Consider the following 21592-nt stretch of genomic DNA (forward strand, 5'->3'; position numbering starts at 1 on the left):
CATGCAGCCTCAAGGCAAGATCGTCGTCGCGAGCCAGCATTATCCGCCGGATCCCAGCACCACGGCGGCGATCATGGCGGAGATTGCGTGCCGCCTTGCCCTGGGCCATGAGGTCGTCGTGCTGTCCGGCACGCCCGGCGAGTTGCCGGCCTCTCAGATCGGACCGGGCAAGCCGCGCGTCATTGCCGTCAAGAACCGGATGACCGGAAAGGCGGCGCTGGTGCGGCGCGCTCTTGCCGAGATCCTGTTTGCGCTGCGCACCTTCTTCGCGTTGACGAAAGTGTTGAAGCGCGGCGACGTGGTGCTCACCGTGACCGCGCCGTTCATGCTGCCCTATGCGGTTGCGGCGGCCGCAAGGTTGAAGGGCGCGCGCTCGGCGCTGATCATGCACGATCTGTTTCCCGACGTGCTGGTGATGGCGGGCCTGCTCAAGCCCCGCTCGATCGTGACCCGCGTGATCCGTGCCGCGAACGCGTTCATGTTCCGCGCGCTCAATGCCGTCATCACCATCGGCCGCGACGCCGAGGGGTCGCTGCTGCGCTACCGCGGCATGACCGCGAACAAGATCCGCTTCATCCCGAACTGGGCGACGCTCGTTCCCGCGCTGCGTCCGGTGACCGTGGACAATGCTTTCCGCCGCGCGGTGCCGGCCCGCTTCATCGTCGGCCTGTCGGGCAATCTCGGTTTCACCCACGATCCGGAGATCGTGTTCGAGGCCGCGCGCCTGTTGCGGCAGGAGACGGACATCCACTTCCTGCTCTCCGGCTGGGGGATCGGCTTCGAGCGGCTGATGCAGTTGCAGGCGGAATCGAACCTGCCGAACGTCTCCTTCGTGCCGCGTGTCGAGGACGCCGAGCTCGAGGCGTTTCTCGCCGCCGCCGACGTCTGGATCATTCCCTATCGGAAGAACGTCGCAGGTGTATCTGTGCCGAGCCGGTTCTATAATCTCCTCGCCGTCGGTCGTCCGGTGCTGCTGGTCTCGGAGCCGGAGGCGGAGGCCGCATTGACCGTGGTCGAAAACGGGCTGGGCTGGGTGGTGGCGCCGGGCCGGCCCGAGGAGCTGGCGGATGCGATCCGCGCGGCGGCCGGCGCAGATGCCAAGGCCATGGTGGACCGGGCGGTGAAGGCCGCCGCAAAATTTGATCGCGCTACGGCCATGGATGCCTATGCTGGCGTGATCGACGAATTGTTGCGCAATCCGGAACTGGCGGGGCAACGATGAGCGAGCGAAAGCCTGTTGTGCTGGTGACGGGCGCCAGCGGCTTTGTTGGCCGTCACGTCGCCCCCGCCCTTGTGGAGCAGGGATGGTCGGTGCGTCGCGCGGTGCGCAGCCCCGCGCGGCTGGGTGACGAGGTCGTCATCGAATCGATCGGTCCCGAAACCAACTGGCAGGCCGCGCTCGACGGCGTCGATGCCGTCGTCCACCTTGCCGCCCGCGTCCACCACAAGCACGAGGAGCACGCGGTCCAGCTCTATCGCAACGTCAACATCGCCGGCACCCTGCATCTGGCGCGATCAGCGGCCGCGGCCGGCGTGCGCCAGTTCATCTTCATCAGCACCGTGCTCGTGCACGGCCGCAGCAACGAGGGCCGCGCGCCGTTCAGCGAGGACGATGTCCTGACGCCGCGCGGGCTCTATGGCATGTCCAAGGCGGCCGCCGAAGCAGGGCTCAAGACGCTGGCGCGCGACAGCGAGATGAAGATTTCGGTGATCAGGCCGCCGCTGGTCTATGGCGCCGGCGCCAGGGGAAATTTTGCGCTGCTGAGCCGGGCGGTCAATCTCGGATTGCCGCTGCCGTTCGCCGCGATCCGCAATCAGCGCGCTTTCCTTGCCGTGCAAAACCTCTCGTCGTTCATCCGGCGCCGGCTCGCCCATCCCGATCCCGCGAGCAATTTCGAGATCTTCCTGATCGCCGACAGGGAACAGGTCTCGACGCCCGAATTCATCGAGAGGCTGGCCAAGGCCGCGGGCAAGCGGCCCCGGCTGTTCGCGGTCCCGCAGGATCTCCTGGGCTCGGTTCTCGGGGTCGTCGGCCGCCAGGACACCCATGACAGCCTGATCGGCTCGCTCGAGCTGAATGTATCGAAGGCGATCGCGACCGGCTGGCGGCCGGAGGTGTCGCTCGACGAGGGGCTGCGACTGGCATTGTCGGCTCAGGACGCCTGACCAGCCGCCGCCGGCGCGTCAGCCCGTCCGCACCTGAGAAAACCTGCGCAGCACTAAGCCGACCGCGATGGCGCCCGCAAGCAGCGCCAGCGTCGTGACTGTCATCGAAGTCGCCTTGATCGTGATGAGGGCGAGCAGCGCAAGCAGGAGATTGAGTGCGAACACCTCGCTGACCACGCGGGACACGGTGAAGCCGTTGTCGGTGGCGCGCTGATAGAAATGCGAGCGATGCGCCGACCAGAACGGCTCGCGCCGGGCAATGCGCCGGAACAGCGTGACGGTGGAATCCGCGAGATAGTAGGCCGGCAGCAGCAGCGCCGCTGCGATTTGCTGGTGCCAGGCAAGCCCCAGCAGGCACCAGCCGAGCAGGAGCCCTATCGGCAGGCTGCCGACGTCGCCCAAAAATACCTTTGCGACGGGCCGGTTGAACGGAGCAAATCCGACCATGGCGCCGCACAGTCCCGCCGCGACGAGCGAGGCCGGCAACGGCAGCTCGCCGAGCCATCCAAGCAGGGCGAGCGCGGCGGCGACGGGGACCACCTCCGACACCGTCATCAGATCGAGCCCGTCCATGAAATTGACGAGGTTCACGAACCACACGCCTGCGAGCAGGATGAGACCGCGCTCGAGCGCCAGCGGCAGCGCCGGGACGATCCGGAGCGCATCTGATGTCGTGAAAACGACGGCTCCAACGGATGCAGCTTGGAGCACGAGCCGAAGCAGGACGGGGAGGGGTTTGATATCATCGGCAAGGCCGACCAGCGCAATCACCACCGTGGCCGCGATCAAAACCAGCGGAATGGATGCATTCAACCAGGCGGCCCAGAGCGAGGCGACCAGCAGGGTGGCCGCGACGATTGCGATGCCGGCACCCTGCGGCGTCGGAATCCGGTGCGAGGAGCGCGCGTTTGGCCGAGCCAGTGCATAACGTTGCAACAGGGGCATGCTCCGCCAGGTGATGCAGGCCGAGAGCAGCGCGGCCAGGGCGGCAGGTAGGAGGGCGAGCAGAAACATCCCCAGCGCCGTCGCAGGTCCGGAAACGAAGGTGCTCACTCCGGCACCCCTATCGGGGCCGATCCCTGCTGAGCCTTCTCCGCGCTGAAGATCCAGACCAGTCCGCCGAATGCGCCGACGATGAACGACACGGCACCATACAGCAGCGAGACGTTGACGCCCTCATTGGCGGCAAGGCCCGCAAAGCCGAAGGCGAGGCCCATGGTCGCTTCGCGCACGCCCCAGCCGGCAATCGAAATCGGCACCATCGTGATCAGCATCACCGGCGGAATGAGCAGGAAGGTCTCGCCGAAACTAACGGGCGCTGCGATCGATTGCACGACGCACCAGGCGATCACGACCGCCAGCACGTGAACGAGAAGCGACAGGACCGCGACGATCGGCCCGCGCGAACGGTTGAAGATGGCGCGGTTGGCGATCACCGCGCAGGCATGAATGTGGTGGGTGGCCCACCAGCGCTTCAGCCATGGCCAGTTCAGGGCCCCGAGCAGCAGGAAGCCGAGGCCGGCCGCGAGCGCCGCAAAGTCCAGCAGTAACAGCGCCGAGCGTCCCTGCGCATCGTTGATGAGGCGATAGCTCCAGGGCAGGCTGGCGACGATGACGATCGCGAGCGCGATCAGTCCGATTGCGCGATCGACAAAGATCGAATAGGTCGCCGCGCGCCAGCCGGCGCCGGCGCGCGCGACGAGCCAGAGACGGACGGCATCGCCGCCGATCGCCGAGGGCAGGGTCTGGTTGAAGAAGGTTCCGATCACATTGTAGCGCATGGCGCGCTCGAGCTCGAGCGGCGCGCCGCACTCCGCGCTGATCTCGCGCCAGCGCAGCACGCCGACGAAGATCTGGAGGAACGTCACCGCGATCGCGAGGGCGATCCAGTACAGGCTGCTCACGGTGAAACGCGAGAACAGATCGGACGGATTCACCTTGCGCAGCGCCAGATAGAGCAGCGCCCCGGAAACGATGATCTTGGCCGCAGAAAGCAGGATTCGGCGCATCTCGCCCGCGTTTGAACAGGGGGTTTCTTCAGACTTGGCGTAACCCGACGCCCTGCGCCGAATTTGGCCGCTGTGGTATGGTCTTGGCGCCGATCTTGCAATAGCTGTCGTGAGGGGGGCGGTAGCTATTGCCGCCCCCTCGACGCGGCGGCTAAAGAGGGGGCAGCGGACGATTTGGGAACATGATGGCAGATCAGTCAATTTTGGTCACGGGCGCGGCCGGCTTCATCGGCTTTCACGTCGCCCGGCAGCTTCTGGCCGAAGGCCGGCCGGTCGTCGGGCTCGATAATCTCGGCAACTATTACGATCCGGCCTTGAAGCGGGCGCGGCTGGACGTGTTGCGGGACGCCGGCTTTTCCTTCGTCCAAGCCGATCTCGCCGATCGCGACACGATCGCGAAACTGTTTGCGCAGCACCGGTTCGCGACCGTCGTGCATCTCGCAGCCCAGGCCGGCGTGCGCTACTCAATCGAGCATCCGCAGACTTACGTCGATTCCAACCTTCAGGGCTTCCTCAACGTGCTCGAGGGTTGCCGGCACAATGGCTGTCGTCATCTCGTCTATGCATCGTCATCCTCCGTTTACGGCGCCAACACAAAACTGCCATTTGCCATCGAGGACAGAACGGACCATCCCGTCAGCTTCTACGCCGCGACCAAGAAGGCCAATGAGGTGATGGCGCAGTCCTACAGCCATTTGTACCGCCTGCCGGTCACGGGCTTGCGCTTCTTCACCATTTACGGCCCGTGGGGACGGCCCGACATGGCCATATTTCTGTTCGCAAACGCCATCATGGAGGGCAGGCCGATTCGGCTCTTTAACCATGGCAAGATGCGGCGCGACTTCACCTATGTTGACGACGTCACCCGTGTAGTATCCACGCTGATTGATCGGGTGCCTGTGGATAATCCGGCCGCCGCAAATGCGCCGTCTCGGCTCTACAATGTCGGTAACCACCATCCCGAAGAGCTGATGCACGTTGTCGGACTTCTGGAACGTGAGCTGGGCCGGACGGCGGTCAAGGAGCTGTTGCCGATGCAGCCGGGAGACGTGCCGGCGACTTTCGCCGATGTCGGGGATCTGACGCGCGACACCGGGTTCGCACCATCAACTCCGATCGAGATCGGTGTCCGTAACTTCGTGGGCTGGTATCGCGACTACTACAAGGTTTGAGATGACGATGAACAGACGCATTATCCCCCTGATCATGTGCGGCGGCGCTGGCACGCGGTTGTGGCCTGCTTCGCGCGAGGTACGTCCCAAGCAGTTCTTGCCGCTGTTCGGCAAGCGCTCGACGTTCCAGGACACGCTCTTGCGCGTCTCCGACGGCGCGCTGTTCGATCGTCCGATCGTCATCACCAATGCGGCCTATCGCTTCATGGTACTGGAGCAGCTCGTCGAGATCGGCGTCGAGGCCGATGTGTTGCTGGAGCCGATGCGGCGTGACTCAGGCCCGGCGATTGCGGCCGGCGCTGCGTTCGCGCAAAGCCGCGACAACGAGGCGATCGTGCTGGCGCTCGCCGCCGATCACGTGGTGCGCGACAATGCGGCCTTCGTCGCGGCGTGCCGGCAGGGCCTGGTTGCCGCGGGCGAAGGGTGCATCGTCACCTTCGGCGTCAAGCCGGAACGGCCGGCGACCGAATATGGCTACATCAACCCCGGCGACGTGGTTGCGGGCGAGGTGCGCGCGGTCACGAAATTCGTCGAGAAGCCGGACGCAGTGAAGGCGGCCGACTACGTCAATTCGGGCTATCTCTGGAACAGCGGCAACTTCATGTTCCCGGCTACCGTGCTGCTCGACGAATATCGCAAGGTCGATGCGACGAGCGTGCAGGCGGTTTCCGAGGCCGTCAGTAACGCCGGCCGCGATCTGGGCTTCGTCACGCTCGAGCCGAAGGCGTTCGCTTCAGCCAAGGCGATCTCGATCGACTATGCGGTGATGGAAAAGACCGCGCGCGCCGCGGTCGTTCCCGTGTCGTGCGGCTGGTCCGATGTCGGCTCCTGGCTTGCGGTGTGGGAGCTCTCGGAGAAGGACGCGCAGGGCAATGCCGCGCACGGCACTGCCGTGTTCGAGGACTCGCGCAATTGCAACGTCACGACCGATTCTGCGCTGGTTGCGCTCGAAGGCGTCGACGATCTCGTCGTGGTGGCGACCGCCGATGCCGTGCTGGTCTCGCGCCAGAAGGATGCCAATGGCCTCAAGCGCCTCGTGACGAGGCTGAAGACGGTGGCGCCGAAGGTCACTGAGGAGCACCTCAAGGTGCATCGCCCCTGGGGCAGCTATCAGTCGGTCGACAACGGCGAACGCCACCAGGTCAAGCGCATCGTGGTGAAGCCGGGCGGACGGTTGTCGCTCCAGAAACATCATCATCGCGCCGAGCACTGGATCGTGGTCCGCGGCGCGGCCCGCGTCACCGTGAACGAGACCGTCAAGACGGTGCACGAGAACGAGTCGATCTACATCCCGATGGGCGCTGTGCACCGGATGGAGAACCCCGGTAAAATCATGCTGGAACTGATCGAGGTCCAGACCGGCAGCTATCTCGGGGAAGACGATATCATCCGGATTGAAGACGACTATCAAAGGTCGTAACCAGCCCTCCGAATCACGTCACCCGGGCTCGAGGGCCGGCCTCCAACTGAGCTAAGGCCCGGGGAACGTGTAATTTTTTGAATCAAATCGTGTCCGGTCTACTGTCTCGGCATTCGCCACAAATGTGGCGCCCGTGCTAGGAGTGGCGCCGGGGATTTGGGTTGAATCGGGGTTCGATCAGATGAGTTCCAAAGGATCTGCACCGGCAAAGGCCGGCTTGCGCGTCGGCGTCATCGGCGCGGGCGTGATGGGCAGCAACCACGCGCGCGTGCTCGCAGGGCTTCCCGGCGTCAGCCTGGTCGGTGTGGTCGATCCCTCGCCGGCGCACCGCGCGCGTGCGACCGAGCTTGCCAATTGCCAGTGCTTCGAGACGCTCGATCAGCTCGTCGCCGAAGGCGTCGATGCGGTGACCGTCGCGGCGCCGACCCATCTGCATCACGAGATCTCGCTCGCCTGCATCGCCAGGAAAATTCACGTGCTGGTCGAGAAGCCGATCGCATCTTCAGTGGAGGAGGGGCGCGAGATCGTCACTGCTGCGCGCGAGGCCGGCGTGACGCTGATGGTCGGCCATGTCGAGCGCTTCAATCCGGCGGTCGCTGCGGTCAAACAGGCGATCGCGGGCGAGGACATCCTGTCGATCGCGATCACGCGCGTCGGTCCGTTCCCGCCGCGCATGTCGAATGTCGGCGTGGTCATCGACCTCGCGGTGCATGACATCGACCTGATCCGCTGGTTCACCGAGTCCGATATCGTCGAGGTGCAGCCGCAATTGTCGAGCGCGGTCGCCGAGCGCGAGGACATCGCGCTGTTGCAGTTCCGCACTGCCTCCGGCGTGCTCGCCCACATCAACACCAACTGGCTGACGCCGTTCAAGGCGCGCAGCGTCACGGTCGCGACCCGTGGCAAGTACGTCATGGGCGATCTCTTGACGCGCCAGGTCACCGAATGCTTCGGCTTCAAGCCGGACGGCAGCTATTCGATGCGGCATCTGCCGGTCGGTCATGACGAGCCGCTGCGCGCCGAGTTGATCTCGTTCCTCAACGCGGTGCGCCACGGCGAGACGCCGGCGGTGACCGGCGATGAGGGCGTTGCGAGCCTCGAGATCGCCACGCGCTGCCTGGAGGCGCCGAGCCATCCTGCTGCGGCATCCGCGGCCCGCAAGGGGCCGCGCCGCGTCGCCGGCTGATCCTCATTCCATGCCGACCGCCAAGAACCTGCAAGACATTCAGCAAGGCGCCATGAACCAGCATCTGCGTTCCGATCCCATCCCCTTCATCGATGTCGGCGCGCAGCGCCGCAGGCTCGGCGCTTCGCTCGATGCCGCGGTCACGCGCGTGCTCGACCACTGCCAGTTCGTCAACGGCCCCGAGGTGACCGAGCTCGAGAAGCAGCTCGCGACCTATTGCGGCGCCAAGCATGTGGTGGGCTGCGCCAGCGGCACCGATGCGCTGCTGATGGTGCTGATGGCGAAGAACATCGGGCCCGGCGATGCGGTGCTGTGTCCGTCGTTCACCTTCATTGCCACCGCTTCGCCGGCGGCGCGCACCGGCGCTACGCCGGTCTACGTCGATGTGGATGAGGCGACCTTCAACATGAGCGCCGAATCCCTGAAGCGCGGCATTGCGACCGCCCGGAAGGCCGGCTTGAGGCCTGTGGCGGTCATTCCGGTCGACCTGTTCGGACAGGCTGCCGATCACGACGCCATCGCCGCGATCGCGAAGGACGAAGGCCTGTTCGTGCTCGACGACGCAGCGCAAGGTTTCGGCGCGAGCTACAAGGGACGCAAGCTCGGCACGCTGGCGCTGGCGACCACGACCAGCTTCTTCCCGGCAAAGCCGCTCGGCTGCTTCGGCGACGGCGGCGCGATCTTCACTGACGATGACGAGCTCGCGCATACGCTGCGCAGCATTCGCGTCCACGGCCAGGGCGCGGACAAATACGACAACGTGCGTCTCGGCCTGACCGGACGGCTCGACACCATGCAGGCCGCCATCCTGATCGAGAAGCTGAAGATTTTCGACGACGAGATCGCGGCGCGCAACAAGGTGGCCGAGCGTTACGCACGCGGGCTCAGCAATGTGGTCACCGTGCCGCGACTTGCGCCCGGCTGCACCTCGGTCTGGGCGCAGTACACCATCCGCCTGCCCAAGGGAACGGACCGTGACGGCTTTGCCGCCGCACTGAAGGCCCAGGGCGTGCCGACCGCGATCTACTATGCGAAGTCGATGCACCAGCAGACCGCCTACAGGCACTATCCGGTCGCCGACGGCGGCCTGCCGGTCTGCGAAAGCCTGTCGGAGGACGTCATCAGCCTGCCGATGCACGCTTATCTCGACGAGGCGGCCCAGGAGCGAATCATCGCGGCCGTGCGCGGCGCGATTTCAACCTGATTTCGCCGTTTTTACCTCTCCCGCTTGCGGGAGAGGTCGCGCCGAAGGCGCGGGTGAGGGCTGTGTCCTCTTGGGGGTTCTCGATTGCGGAGACACCCTCCCCGCAAGCGGGGGAGGGGGCGAACCTTCGTTGCGGTTTCACCTAGACCTAATCCCGCCATGCTGTAGAGCCCTTATCGATTGACCGATTAGTCTCTAGAACAGGCGCATGCTTGGACGCATCTTCACAGTTGGCGGCTATACGCTGCTCTCGCGGCTGACGGGGTTTGCCCGCGACATCATGCTCGCGGCGATCCTGGGTGCCGGCCCCGTTGCCGACGCCTTCTTCGTGGCGCTACGGCTGCCCAATCACTTCCGCGCGATCTTTGCCGAAGGCGCGTTCAACGCCGCCTGGGTGCCGGCCTATGCCCACGTCCATGGCGAGAAAGGCGAGGCGGCGGCAAAGCTGTTCGCCGACCGCATCTTCACGCTGCTGCTTGCCTCCCAGGTCGTGTTGCTGATCGTCGCCCTGCTGTTCATGCCGCAGGCCATGAGCATTCTGGCGCCGGGATTCGCCGAGGATGCCGAGCAGAGGCACCTCGCGATTGCGCTGACCCGGATTACTTTCCCCTATCTGCTTTTGATCACGCTGGTGACGCTCTACGGCGGCATGCTCAACGTGATGCAGCGCTTTGCAAGCGCCGCGGCCGCGTCGATCTTCCTCAACGTCTCGATGATGATGACGCTGGCGCTCGCCGCCTGGTTTCCCAGCGCGGGGTACGCTGCCGCCTGGGGCGTCCTGATCTCGGGCTTCCTCCAGTATTTCCTGCTCGCCGGTGATCTCGCGCGTCATGGCGGCTTGCCGCGCTTTGCGCCGCTGAGGCTCGACGAAGATGTCCGCGGCTTCTTCAGGGCGCTCGGGCCGGCGACGCTGGGCTCGATGGGCACGCAGGTCGCGCTGTTTGCAGACACCATCATCGCGACCTTCCTGCCCGCAGGCGCGCTGTCGGCGCTCTACTATGCCGACCGTCTCAACCAGCTCCCGATCGGCGTTATCGGCATTGCCATCGGCACGGTGCTGCTGCCGGAGATGTCACGGCGGATCACGGCCCATGACCACGACGGCGCGATGAAGGCGCAGCGCCGCGCGTTCGACTTCACGCTGCTGTTCTCGGTGCCCTTCGTCGCGGCATTCGTCACCGTGCCCGAGGCGATCATGCGTGCGCTGTTCGCACGCGGCGCGTTTTCGAAGGCCGATGCCGCAGCCGCCGGCGCCACGCTCGCGGCCTATGCCATCGGCCTGATCCCCTTCGTGCTGATCCGCAGCGCGGTCGCGACCTTCTACGCGCGCAAGGATACGGCGACGCCGGTTCGGGCATCGCTGACCGGCATCGCGGTCAACGTCGCCCTGAAGGTTGCCTTGATGGGATCGCTCGCCCAGATCGGCCTGGCGCTGGCAACCGCCGTTGGTGTCTGGACCAATCTGCTGCTTGTGCTCTTCTTCGCAGTGCGGCGGGGCTTTCTCGTGCTCGATCGCGCCTGGCTGTTGTCGCTGGTCAAATTCCTCGTGACCGGCATCATCCTGGCCGCCGTCTTCTGGCTGATCGCGCGCTTCAGCGGTTCTTATCTGACCTCGATGCACTTCCACGATGAATTGACGCTAGTCCTGTTGGCCGTCGGGGGCACAATCGTCTACGCGCTCGCGATCCTCGCGCTGTTCGGCCGCAACTGGCTGGTCTCGCTGGTGCGCGGCTAGGCGAATTTCAATAGATCGTCATATCCGTTTTACGGGGGACGAATGCGCCGGTGCGAGGTGCTCGCCTCCAGGGTGCAACGGACTTCCGCACATCTCTTGATTTTGTACCATTGCCGTGGTATTGGCGCCTCATGAACACATCAGTGCGCAACGTCAACTTCCAGGACATGACCCGCTTCGGCTGGGCCGTGGAAGGAGTCGCGCGCTAGGAATTCGACGACGACATCTTTTCACCAGGCCCCGCCGGCATCGGACGGGGCCTTTTGTTTGGCCACGCTCCCTGCCGGCACAACAGCAGGAGCATCCGATGCCACCTCAACAGACGAACATCACATCCGGGACCGAGCGCGATGCCGCAGCGCCCGGCCTCAATGCGTCCATTGCAGTGCCGGACGACACTTTGTCGGAAAAGGATGCTGCTGGACGAGCGGCCGCAGCGACAGGGAGCGTCTTAAGCCTGCTCAAGCGATATTGGCGTGAGTTTCAGGAGCGGCGCCAGCGCCAGAGCTTGCGAGCCACCTTGCAGGACCTGAGTGACAGGGAACTGATGGATATCGGCTTGACCCGCAGTGAGATTGACTTCCTCACACCTGAACGGGCTATCGATACGCTTAGAGATAGCACGAGGTATCTATGGGGCCGTGGTGTGATGTAAGAGATCAACCAACATGTGCGGACATGCGCTTTGCGAACAAGCGGCGGTCAGCACCGCTGCTTGTTTTTAGGAGTGAAAAATTCGGTTGCGTTAAGTCCGCTCGCACGCTCGTCAGATCATTGTGCGGGTAGTCGCGCCGCTTCCGGAGTGTCGGGCAAAGTTGTTCAGTCGAACTACTTGTGGGAAGGCAATAGGCTTCAAATATGGTTCCGTTTCTCGAACGACTAGACGGTGCGAGCAACATGCTCGTCGCGGGCTGCGGCGGAGGATTCGACGTTTTTGCCGGCATGCCGCTCGCACAGCATCTTATGGTCCGGGGCAAGCGCGTCGTCTTCGCAAGCCTGTCATTCACGAACTTGTGGCTGTGCGGCGGCGAGCGGGTCGGGGAGACGACGTGGCGGGTCGATCAGCAAGCGGCCGACATCCCGTACTTTCCGGAAAACTGGCTCGCCGAGTGGCTCTCCCGCCGTGATCAACTCCTGCGGATCTACGCCTTTGCGAAAAGCGGCGTCCGGCCGCTTGCGGCGGCCTACCGAGCGATCATGGATCACCATGACATCGATACGGTGGTCCTGGTCGATGGCGGAACGGACAGCATTCTGTTCGGCGACGAGCCCGGCCTCGGCACCGTCGTCGAAGACGCTGTCTCCATCGTTGCCGCCGATCAGGCTGCGGGCGAACGGGTCCTGCTGGCCGCGATCGGCTTCGGTGTGGACCACTATCACGGCGTTTCGCACCACGCTTTTCTCGAGAACGTCTCGCAGCTGATTCGCGACGGTGGGTTTCTCGGCATGTTCTCGTTGTCGCGGGGCAACGCGGAGGCCGACGCTTTCCTCGATCTCGTGGACTATGCCAACCAGCGCCAGCCGCAGCACCAGAGCATCGTGTGCAATTCGATCGCGAGTGCATTGCGGGGCGAGTTCGGCAACTATCATGCCACCAACCGCACCAGTGGCAACGAGCTCTTCATCAATCCGCTGATGGCGCAATACTGGACCTTCCAGTCCGCAGCCGTGGTCCGGCACATGGCCTATGCCAGCGAGTTGGCGGAGACCGCGCGCGTCGAGGAGGTCCGCAGGATCATCGATCTCCACAGGGAAACGAGTGAACTGCGACCCTTTCGCCCAATTCCGCTATGACGGGCGAGGGGCACTTTTCCCGGCCTGCGGCCATCATGCATGGCTAAAGCCGTTTGCGCTGCCCGCCGATCCGCTGCAATATGCGGCAAAACAACCATGAGGGCATGGAGAGAACATGGCTGCTCCTATCAAATTCGGCGTTGGCCAAAGCGTGCTGCGCAAGGAGGATGACGTACTGATCCGCGGCAAGGGCCGCTACACCGATGACTATGCGCCGAACGCGGCCTTGCGCTGCCTGATGCTGCGCTCGCCGCACGCGCATGCCAAGTATACGATCGATGTGAGCCGCGCCCGCGCGCTGCCGGGCGTCGCGCTGATCCTGACCGCCGACGACGTCGGGGATCTCGGCAATCTGCCATGCCTGTTCAACCTCGAGACCGATCCGTTCACCGGCCCGCCTTACCCGATCCTCGCCAAGGACGAGGTGCGCCATGTCGGCGATTCCATCGCCTTCGTGGTCGCCGAGACCATCGACCAGGCCCGCGATGCGATCGAGGCGATCGAGGTGAAATGGAGCCCGCTGCCGGCGGTGACCGGCGTCGTCAACGCCGTGAAGCAGGGCGCGCCGCAGGTCTGGCCGGACAAGCCTGGCAACGTGCTGTTCGACGTCTCGATCGGTGACAAGGCCGCAACCGAAGCCGTCTTTGCGAAAGCGCATGCGGTTGCCGAGATCTCCATCGTCAATCCGCGCGTGGTCGCGAGCTTCATGGAGACGCGTGCAGCCGTCTGCGAATACGACGCCAAGCGCGACCACCTGACGCTGACGGTCGGCAGCCAGGGCAGCCACCGCCTGCGCGACATCCTCTGCCAGAACGTGCTCAATATCCCGACCGACAAGATGCGGGTGATCTGCCCCGATGTCGGCGGCGGTTTCGGCACGAAGCTGTTTCCCTATCGCGAATACGCACTGATGGCGGTCGCGGCGCGAAAGCTGAAGAAGGCTGTGAAATGGGCGGCCGACCGCTCCGAGCATTTCATGGGCGATGCGCAGGGCCGCGACAACGTCACCACTGCGAAGATGGCGCTTGCCGAGGACGGCAAGTTTCTCGCGATGGATTGCGACCTGATGGGCGACATGGGCGCGTATCTGTCGACCTTCGGGCCCTACATCCCCCATGGCGGTGCCGGCATGCTGCCGGGCCTCTACGACATCCAGGCCTTCCATTGCCGGGTGCGCACCATCTTCACCCACAGTGTGCCGGTCGATGCCTATCGCGGCGCGGGCCGGCCTGAGGCGGCCTATGTCATCGAGCGTCTCGTCGATGCCTGTGCGCGCAAGCTCGACATGACGCCCGACGCCATCCGTCGCAAGAACTTCATCCAGCCGAAGGCGCTGCCCTACAAGACGGCCACGGGCAAGATCTACGATTCCGGCGACTTCGCCGCGCATCTCAAGCGCGCGATGGAAATCGCGGAGTGGAAGGAGTTTCCAAAGCGCGCCAAGGCGGCCAAGAAGCAGGGCCTGGTCCGCGGCATTGGCCTCGCGAGCTATGTCGAGATCTGCGGCGTGATGGGCGAAGAGACCGCCAATGTCAGGCTCGACCCCAATGGCGACGTCACCGTCCTGATCGGTACGCAATCGAGTGGGCAGGGGCACCAGACGGCGTACGCCCAGATCGTTGCCGAGCAGTTCGGCCTGCCGCCGGAGCGCGTGCATATCCGCCAGGGCGACACCGACGAGATCGCGACCGGGCTCGGCACCGGCGGCTCCGCCTCGATTCCCACGGGCGGTGTCTGCGTGGAGCGCGCCTCGGGCGAGCTCGGCAAGAAGCTGAAGGAGATCGCGGCGCAGGCGCTGGAGGCAAGCGCCGGCGACCTCGAGATTTCGGCCGGCGCAATCCGCATCGCCGGCACCGACCGCTCGATCTCCTTTGCCGATCTCGCCAAGCGCCCCGGCGCCGACCCATCGAAGATGAACGGCAGCGCGACCTTTGCCAGCGCCGACGGCACCTACCCGAATGGTACGCATCTGGCGGAGGTCGAGATCGACCCGGCCACCGGCGTGATCAAGATCGTCAACTACGTGATCGTCGACGATTTCGGCAAGACGCTCAATCCGCTGCTGCTCGCCGGCCAGGTGCATGGCGGCGCCATGCAGGGCATCGGCCAGGCGCTGATGGAGCAGGTGGTCTATGGCGCGGGTGACGGCCAGCTCGTCACCGGCACCTATATGGACTACGCGCTGCCGCGCGCGGCCGACGGTCCGGCCTTCGTGTTCGAGACCCACAACGTTCCCTGCAAGACCAATCCGCTGGGGGTGAAGGGCGCGGGCGAGGCCGGCGCGATCGGCTCGTGCCCCGCGGTCGTCAATGCCATCGTCGAGGGCCTCTGGCGCGAATACAAGATCGACCACATCGACATGCCGGCAACGCCGGAGCGGGTGTGGATCGCCATCACCGAGCACCATCGCCGTCACAGCCTCTAATGCGTGATCTCCGCACGCGGGAATAAAAGCCCGCGGCGGGGTTCTATTCAGGGATGGGCCATGCCTCCCGCAATGCGGAGCATGGCCCTCTCTTGAAACGCCTGCGAGCCCGGAGAAATACCAGATGAAACGGACGATTATTGTCGTGGGCGCCTTGTTGCTGGGTGCCGGCGCCGTGATGGCGCAGCAGGAGATTGCCGTTCAGCAGGACAATCTGATGCGCTCGCAGGCCAAGAGCCTGTATGACGTCATCCAGAAGATGTCGAAAGGCAACATTCCCTACAATCAGAAAGCGGTCGACCAGGCGCTCGCCGACCTGGAACAGAGCGTCGCTAAGATCGCGAAGACGTTCGAAGTCAATCCCAAGGAGGATGTGGTCAACGCCACCTACGGTGCCTCGCAAAAGGTTTGGCAGAACAAGGCCGACTTCGACTCCAAGATCCCGCCGGTGCAGAAGGCGATCGCGGACGCCAAGGGCAAGGTCCACAACGTCGCCACCCTGAAGGCCGCCTACACCAGCATCAACGACCGCTGCAGCGACTGCCACGAGACGTATCGCGTGAAGTTGAAGTAGCCTGTCGGCCCCGTGCGGGCCGATAGAGCTCGTAGCCCGGATGAGCGAAGCGATATCCGGGGCAGGTGTCCCCGCATGTCGCTTTTCTCATGCGGGCTACGCAGATTCCCACGCTCGTCATTGCGAGGAGCAAAGCGACGAAGCAATCCAGAGTCTCTACGCGGAAAACTCTGGATTGCTTCGCTGCGCTCGCAATGACGAGATTGTCGCACACCTCCGCGACACTCTCACTGCCAACGCCCGCGGAGGAAATTCTTTCGAAGGGCCCGGCGAGTCGCTGTCAGCGCGCGAAGTATGCGCTATCCTGAACACCAGCCGCCGCGACGTTGACGATGAGTCGTTGGATGCCGGCGCATCCAATTCCTGACTGCTTTCGATTGCAGGGTTCCAGCGCACGGCGAGGATCCGAATCAAGAACAGCGAGACAGGCCATGGCAAAACCGTTCCCGTCCAAGACCCACATCGGCAACCATATGCTGCATCCGGAAACCCTGATGCTGACCTATGGCTATGATCCGCAACTGTCGGAAGGCGCCATCAAGCCGCCGGTGTTTTTGACCTCGACCTTCGTGTTCAGGACGGCCGAGGACGGGCAGGACTTCTTCGATTTCGTCTCCGGCCGGCGCGAGCCGCCGGAAGGGATGGGGGCAGGCCTCGTCTATTCGCGGTTCAATCATCCCAACAGCGAGATCGTCGAGGACAGGCTCTCTGTCTATGAGCGCACCGAGAGCTGCGCGCTGTTCTCATCCGGCATGGCGGCGATCGCGACCACGATCCTCGCCTTCGTCCGCCCGGGCGACGTCATCCTGCACTCCCAGCCACTCTATGGCGGGACGGAAACCCTGCTGACCAACACGCTCGCACGCCTTTCGATCAGCGCCGTCGGCTTTGCTGATGGCATCGACGAAGGCGCGGTCAGCCAAGCCTCCGAGGAGGCCATCCGAAGGGGCCGCGTTGCGATGATCATCATCGAAACCCCGGCCAATCCGACCAACGGCCTCGTCGATATCGCGATGATCCGCCGCGTTGCCGACGCCATCGGCAAGGCCCAGGGCCACACGCCGATCATCGCGTGCGACAACACGCTGCTCGGCCCTGTATTTCAGCGGCCGATCGAGCACGGCGCGGATATTTCGCTGTACTCGCTGACCAAATATGTCGGCGGTCATTCCGACCTCATCGCCGGCGCCGCGCTCGGCGCCAAGGCCGTCATCAAGGGCGTCAAGGCGCTGCGCGGCGCCATCGGCACGCAGCTCGATCCGCACTCGTGCTGGATGATCAGCCGTTCCCTGGAGACGCTGAGCATCCGCATGGAGAAGGCCGACGGCAATGCGCGGCTCGTGGCCGACTTCCTGCGCGACCACCCCAAGGTGGCGAAGGTCCACTATCTCGGTCACCACGAGGAGACGTCGCCGGCCGGACGCGTGTTCGCAAGGCAGTGCCTCGGCGCGGGATCGACGTTCTCCTTCGACATCGTCGGCGGCAAGGCGGCGGCCGTGAAATTCCTCAACGCGCTGCAAATCCTCAAGCTGGCGGTGAGCCTAGGTGGAACGGAGTCGCTGGCCAGCCTGCCTGCGACCATGACCCATTCCGGCGTTCCCGCGGACATCCGCCAAAAGATCGGCGTTCTCGATTCCACGATCCGGCTCTCGATCGGCATCGAAAACCCCGCGGACCTGATTGCTGATCTCACGCAGGCGTTGAGCGTGGCTTAGGCGCGGTGGAGGTGTCACAGCGGATTCGACGTTGGCGATGCACGGGTCCTCGAGCTGGCAATCTAAAGAGCCTGATGGGCCGACGGTAGCTGTTCGACAAAGCCATGGATCGCGGAGGCGGTGGGCGCCGCGCGCGAGTCTGTTCCGAAATCTGAAAGCTGACGCGAGACGGGTCAAGAAATTGCCATTGGCTGCGACGATATCAGGGCGAGGCGGGGATGAACCTGATCGGGGTGGAACTGAAAGGACTCGCGAATGGCAAAGAACACGATTTGCCTCTGGTACGACAAGGACGCCGAAACTGCTGCCCGCTTTTACGCCGAGACGTTCCCCGACAGCAAAGTGAGCGCCGTCCGCCGTGCGCCCGGTGACTATCCATCCGGCAAGGCGGGCGATGTGCTGACGGTCGAATTCACGGTGGCCGGAATTCCTTGTCTCGGCATCAATGGCGGTCCCATGTTTAGCCATAGCGAAGCCTTCTCGTTCCAGATCGCGACCGACGATCAGGAGGAGACAGACCGCTACTGGAATGCCATCGTCGGCAATGGCGGGCAGGAAAACGCGTGCGGCTGGTGCAAGGACAAATGGGGCATTTCCTGGCAGATCACCCCGCGGGTGCTGATGGAGGCGCTCGCAGCCGGCGGTGGCGAAGCAAAGCGCGCGTTCGACGCGATGATGGGAATGAAGAAGATCGACGTCGCCGCGATCAAGGCGGCCCGGCGCGGCTGATTTGCGCTTGCAGCTCGCAGGACGCGCTGCGAGCTGGTCACCGCTTTCGCTCGCCCCGCATATCATTGCCGTCCTGATGAAGAACCAGATGGGAGATTTGTCCTGTGTCGGTTGCGAAGAATTCCAGCCGGACGTCGACAATCTTCGCGGAGAACATGGTCTGAGACTCGGCAAAGAGCGGCAGCTTGCGCTGATGGGTCGCCTGCGCTGTCAGTTGCCCATCCTCCAGCGTGACGGCGATCGAAAATGTGGGCGTGATCTCATAGACGCCGACATAGGTCGCGAGAATGGCGGGGTCGACCTTGACGCTCGCCCGGACGATCGGATGGAAATCCGGCCAGCCATAGACCGAGGCGATACCGCGCAAGATCTCGTGGGCCAGGAGATGGCCGCCTTGTGCATTGGTCATCACGACCGCGCCGTTGCCGCTGCGCTGATAGGCGGCGAGCACGGCTTCGAAACCTGCGTCGATCCCGCCATGCCAGAAGAAGGGATTTTCGGGCGAGCCCCCGATCTCGAAACCGAGGCCATGCTTGCCAATGCCCGCATCGAGCATTTGCCTGGTCATATCGGTTGAGAGCACGTGGTTGGCATCGCCGCGCAGCGAGCGCTGGACCTCGATTGCGCACCGCGCGAGATCGGTCGGCGTCGTCCACAGCCCGGCGGCGGCCATTTCCGGATAGGTATGGAAGCCGCCTTCTATGGGCGCACCGTCTGCTTTGTAGGGTGTTGCGGCCTGGACGCGGAGCTCCACCGGCAGCGGTTGTTCGTAGGTGCTGTGGGTCATGCCGATGGGCGCCAGCACGGTGTCGCGCAGCAGTTCGGGAAAGGGCTGTTGCGAAACGTCGAGCAGCAATTGCTGCATCACCATGTAGCCGCCGCCCGAGTATTTCCAACGGCTGCCGGGGACGGCCTCGAGGCGGATGGGAGCAGTGTTGGCGGGCGTCACACCATCGAGAATCTGGACGAGCGTGGGAACGGCTGCACCCGCGGCGTAGCCCGGAAATCCGTGCACAGTGAGTCCGGCGGCGTGACTGAGCAGCTCGCGCAGCGTGACCACGGCTCCCGGTGCGGCCGCGCTCGGCGGAATTGTCCAAGAAGTCAGTGCCTGATTGACGTCCGCATCGAGCGAGAGCTTGCCTTGTTCGACAAGATGAAGCGCAGCCATCGCGGCGACGGGCTTGCTGATGCTTCCGGCCTGGAAGAGCGTCTCGGTCGTGACGGGATCGCCTCCTGCCTCGACGACCCCAAATCCCTTCGCCCATTCGATGGCACCCTCATGGATAACGGCAATGCTGACGCCCGGCACATGGTAGGCGGCCATGCGGTCCGCGAGCGCTTGGCAGGCGCGAGGGTCGCCCCGCTCGACCACCTTCGTCATGAGGCGCGCGCAGACTTCGCCGATGCGACGCTGGATGTCGGGCGAGGGCATGGTTTAAGTCGCGATGCTTACGGGGTGAAACGATAGTCCGGCGAGGCACAGCAGTGCTGCCAGCAGGCCGGCTCGCAGCACAATCATGGATTGCTTCCTATGGGCCCGTCAACGTTAGCCGAGCTCGATCATGCAGGCGAGAGAAAAGTGGGCCGTGAGCTGAGTTTAGAATTCGCCTTCGACGACGAGCACATTTCGGCCCGTCCGGCCTGATTGAGCGCTTTGCTCCGCAGCCGTCATGTTGCGGATTCAACGGGTAGCTCGATGACGCACTGCAAGCCGTCAGGCCGCAAATCGAACCGCGTCGTCGCCCCAAGCTGTCCGGGGAGTGCCTGTTCGAGCAGCGTCCGGCCGAACCCGTGTCGATGCGATACGACCAGCTCGGCGAGCTTGCGTCTGCGTTCGCTCCATTCGAGACGCAGGGCGGGCTTGTCGGTGCTCGCCAGCTTCCAGCGGATCTCCAGGGTGCCGCCGGAGCCGTTGAGGACACCGTGCTTGATGGAGTTCGTGCCCAGTTCATGCAGGGCGAGCGAAAGCATCTGCACGGAATCCCGAGGAAGGGCCAGGTTCGGACCTCCAATCGAGACGTCGGAGGAGTCCGTTACGCCCAGCGAATTCATTTCCATGTGCACGAGCTCATCAAGGCCAATCGCTTCCGACTCCTCGCGGGAGAGAAGGCCCTGAACCCGCGAAAGCGCGCCCAGGCGCCCGTTGAAGTCGCCTGCATAATCGTCAAGCGACGTGCTCGTCGCGCGTGTCCGTTCCGAGATTGACCGGACCACAGCGAGCAAGTTGCGACTTCGGTGCTGCAATTCTCGCACCAGAAGCTCCTTGGCTCGCGCGGAGCGCTGTTCCGTCTCGATGCTCCGGAGGGCCGATATTGATCCCGCCAGCTCAGCGGCGACCAGCATCAGGAAATCAAGATATTCTGAATCGAGATGCAGGCGCGAATTGGCGCCGATGAGCAACGCGCCCACCAGGTTGTTACCGGGGCTCTTGCGCAAAAGCGGCAATGCGACGAGTTGCGTCGTCGGTTCAGGCCAGCTGCCGCCCGGCAGCGCGAACCGCGGTTCGGGCGATCGCTCGATGATCCGCAGCGCGCGCGTCTTGAGGACATTGACGATGCCCCATACATCGTCGGGTGATAGGGCCGACAACGAGGACGGAAACAGGGCGCGATCGATCTGGCTTGCAGCGACAAGCCGAGCGTGCCCGCTCTCGTCGGCGATGAACTGAACGGCGAACGGGATGTCGGGATTGTCGGAACAGAGCAGATCCAGGAGATTCTGACAGGTCTCCTCGATCGTCACGTCACCCGTCGTTGCTTCGATCGTCGCCTTTGACAATGCACCCAAGACACGCATCCGGCGCTCGGTCAGGATGCGCGCGGTCGTTTCAACGACGGCCGTGAGGACGCCGACGATCTTGCCGGTGGCATCGATCAGCGGACTGTGTGAGTACGTGAAATAGCATTCCTGCATGTATCCGTGGCGGTCGCTCGCCAGCAGCAGGTCTTCCGACCAGCTCGCAACGCCTTTGAGCGCGCTTTCGAATTGTTGACCGACTATCGGCCAGGTGTCGGGCCATGAGTCCGCGCCTGGTCGGCCGAGGCCATGGCGATGCTTGGTCTCGCCGAGGATGGGCTGCCACGCATCATTGTACAGCATGATGAGCTGCGGCCCCCACCAGACGACCATGGGAAAGCGGGAATTGAGGCAAGTTGCGACTGTTGACTTGAGCGTGTCCGGCCATTGCGCGGGTACACCGAGCGGTGACGTCAACCAGTCGTGCGCGCGCATCAGCGCGCCCATCTTGCCGCCTCCGTTGAGGAAATCGGTCGAGTGCCCGCCCATGACCTGACCTTGTCACGTGCCCGAACGGTCGCTTGGCCCAGCCATTCAAACGGCAATCCGGCGCGAACTCTGCATTGTGTTCGAAAAGTCGGCCGCCTGCACAACGCGTGCGACCAACGACCATAACCCGAAATCACCAGTCAAACCATCGAATTTCGCCAGGCCAAGGCGGACTGCG

The 21592-nt window shown here is 64.1% G+C and carries 17 protein-coding genes; 13 read left to right on the forward strand and 4 right to left on the reverse strand.

The genetic code is table 11. The features are described from left to right. The first annotated feature begins 1 nt into the window (after nt 1). Entirely contained in the window at nt 2-1222 is a 1221-nt protein-coding gene (locus NLN62_RS33040; protein WP_027528593.1) for a glycosyltransferase family 4 protein, read from the forward strand. Continuing rightward, nucleotides 1219-2166, forward strand: a complete 948-nt coding sequence (locus tag NLN62_RS33045; RefSeq protein ID WP_027528594.1) for an NAD-dependent epimerase/dehydratase family protein — start codon at nt 1219-1221, stop codon at nt 2164-2166. The genes NLN62_RS33040 and NLN62_RS33045 overlap by 4 nt, the downstream gene beginning before the upstream one ends. An 18-nt stretch (nt 2167-2184) precedes the next feature. On the opposite strand, the gene NLN62_RS33050 is transcribed toward NLN62_RS33045, so the two are convergent. Both NLN62_RS33050 and NLN62_RS33055 read right to left on the reverse strand, forming a co-directional pair. After that, on the reverse strand, nt 2185-3180 hold the full coding sequence (locus tag NLN62_RS33050; RefSeq protein WP_035665468.1) for a glycosyl transferase: 996 nt from the start codon (nt 3178-3180) through the stop codon (nt 2185-2187). Nucleotides 3181-3215: 35 nt separating this feature from the next. Further along, complete coding sequence (locus NLN62_RS33055) at nt 3216-4175, reverse strand: lysylphosphatidylglycerol synthase transmembrane domain-containing protein (protein ID WP_027528596.1); 960 nt, start codon at nt 4173-4175, stop codon at nt 3216-3218. Nucleotides 4176-4360: 185 nt separating this feature from the next. Between NLN62_RS33055 and NLN62_RS33060 the strand changes: the two genes are divergently transcribed. From NLN62_RS33060 to NLN62_RS33110, 11 genes are all read left to right on the forward strand, one after another. Then, nucleotides 4361-5347 (forward strand): NAD-dependent epimerase, encoded by a 987-nt coding sequence (locus NLN62_RS33060; RefSeq protein WP_254113782.1) that lies wholly within the window; start codon nt 4361-4363, stop codon nt 5345-5347. A gap of 7 nt (nt 5348-5354) precedes the next feature. Beyond that, nucleotides 5355-6767: a mannose-1-phosphate guanylyltransferase/mannose-6-phosphate isomerase gene (locus tag NLN62_RS33065; protein WP_254111584.1), complete on the forward strand. Its 1413-nt coding sequence runs from the start codon at nt 5355-5357 to the stop codon at nt 6765-6767. Between the two features lie 181 nt (nt 6768-6948). Then, entirely contained in the window at nt 6949-7953 is a 1005-nt protein-coding gene (locus NLN62_RS33070; RefSeq protein WP_254111586.1) for a Gfo/Idh/MocA family protein, read from the forward strand. A gap of 52 nt (nt 7954-8005) precedes the next feature. Continuing rightward, complete coding sequence (locus NLN62_RS33075; protein ID WP_254113784.1) at nt 8006-9157, forward strand: DegT/DnrJ/EryC1/StrS aminotransferase family protein; 1152 nt, start codon at nt 8006-8008, stop codon at nt 9155-9157. Between the two features lie 208 nt (nt 9158-9365). After that, entirely contained in the window at nt 9366-10892 is a 1527-nt protein-coding gene (gene murJ / locus NLN62_RS33080) for a murein biosynthesis integral membrane protein MurJ (protein ID WP_254111587.1), read from the forward strand. Nucleotides 10893-11199: 307 nt separating this feature from the next. Beyond that, nucleotides 11200-11547, forward strand: a complete 348-nt coding sequence (locus tag NLN62_RS33085; RefSeq protein WP_254111589.1) for a DUF1127 domain-containing protein — start codon at nt 11200-11202, stop codon at nt 11545-11547. A gap of 203 nt (nt 11548-11750) precedes the next feature. Next, nucleotides 11751-12686 (forward strand): DUF1152 domain-containing protein, encoded by a 936-nt coding sequence (locus tag NLN62_RS33090; protein ID WP_254111591.1) that lies wholly within the window; start codon nt 11751-11753, stop codon nt 12684-12686. A gap of 115 nt (nt 12687-12801) precedes the next feature. Then, a complete protein-coding gene (locus NLN62_RS33095) occupies nt 12802-15111 on the forward strand; it encodes a xanthine dehydrogenase family protein molybdopterin-binding subunit (protein WP_254111592.1) in 2310 nt (769 codons plus the stop codon). A 124-nt stretch (nt 15112-15235) separates the two neighbouring features. Further along, nucleotides 15236-15685, forward strand: a complete 450-nt coding sequence (locus tag NLN62_RS33100) for a cytochrome c (protein WP_027528605.1) — start codon at nt 15236-15238, stop codon at nt 15683-15685. A gap of 431 nt (nt 15686-16116) precedes the next feature. Beyond that, nucleotides 16117-17400: a cystathionine gamma-synthase family protein gene (locus tag NLN62_RS33105; protein ID WP_027528606.1), complete on the forward strand. Its 1284-nt coding sequence runs from the start codon at nt 16117-16119 to the stop codon at nt 17398-17400. A 255-nt stretch (nt 17401-17655) separates the two neighbouring features. Then, nucleotides 17656-18129: a VOC family protein gene (locus tag NLN62_RS33110; protein WP_027528607.1), complete on the forward strand. Its 474-nt coding sequence runs from the start codon at nt 17656-17658 to the stop codon at nt 18127-18129. Nucleotides 18130-18166: 37 nt separating this feature from the next. On the opposite strand, the gene NLN62_RS33115 is transcribed toward NLN62_RS33110, so the two are convergent. Further along, complete coding sequence (locus NLN62_RS33115; RefSeq protein WP_254111594.1) at nt 18167-19561, reverse strand: serine hydrolase; 1395 nt, start codon at nt 19559-19561, stop codon at nt 18167-18169. A gap of 236 nt (nt 19562-19797) precedes the next feature. Then, complete coding sequence (locus NLN62_RS33120) at nt 19798-21414, reverse strand: PAS domain-containing sensor histidine kinase (protein ID WP_254111596.1); 1617 nt, start codon at nt 21412-21414, stop codon at nt 19798-19800. Nucleotides 21415-21592: the final 178 nt, after the last annotated feature.

The sequence above is a fragment of the Bradyrhizobium sp. CCGUVB23 genome, assembly GCF_024199885.1.
Lineage (GTDB): Bacteria > Pseudomonadota > Alphaproteobacteria > Rhizobiales > Xanthobacteraceae > Bradyrhizobium.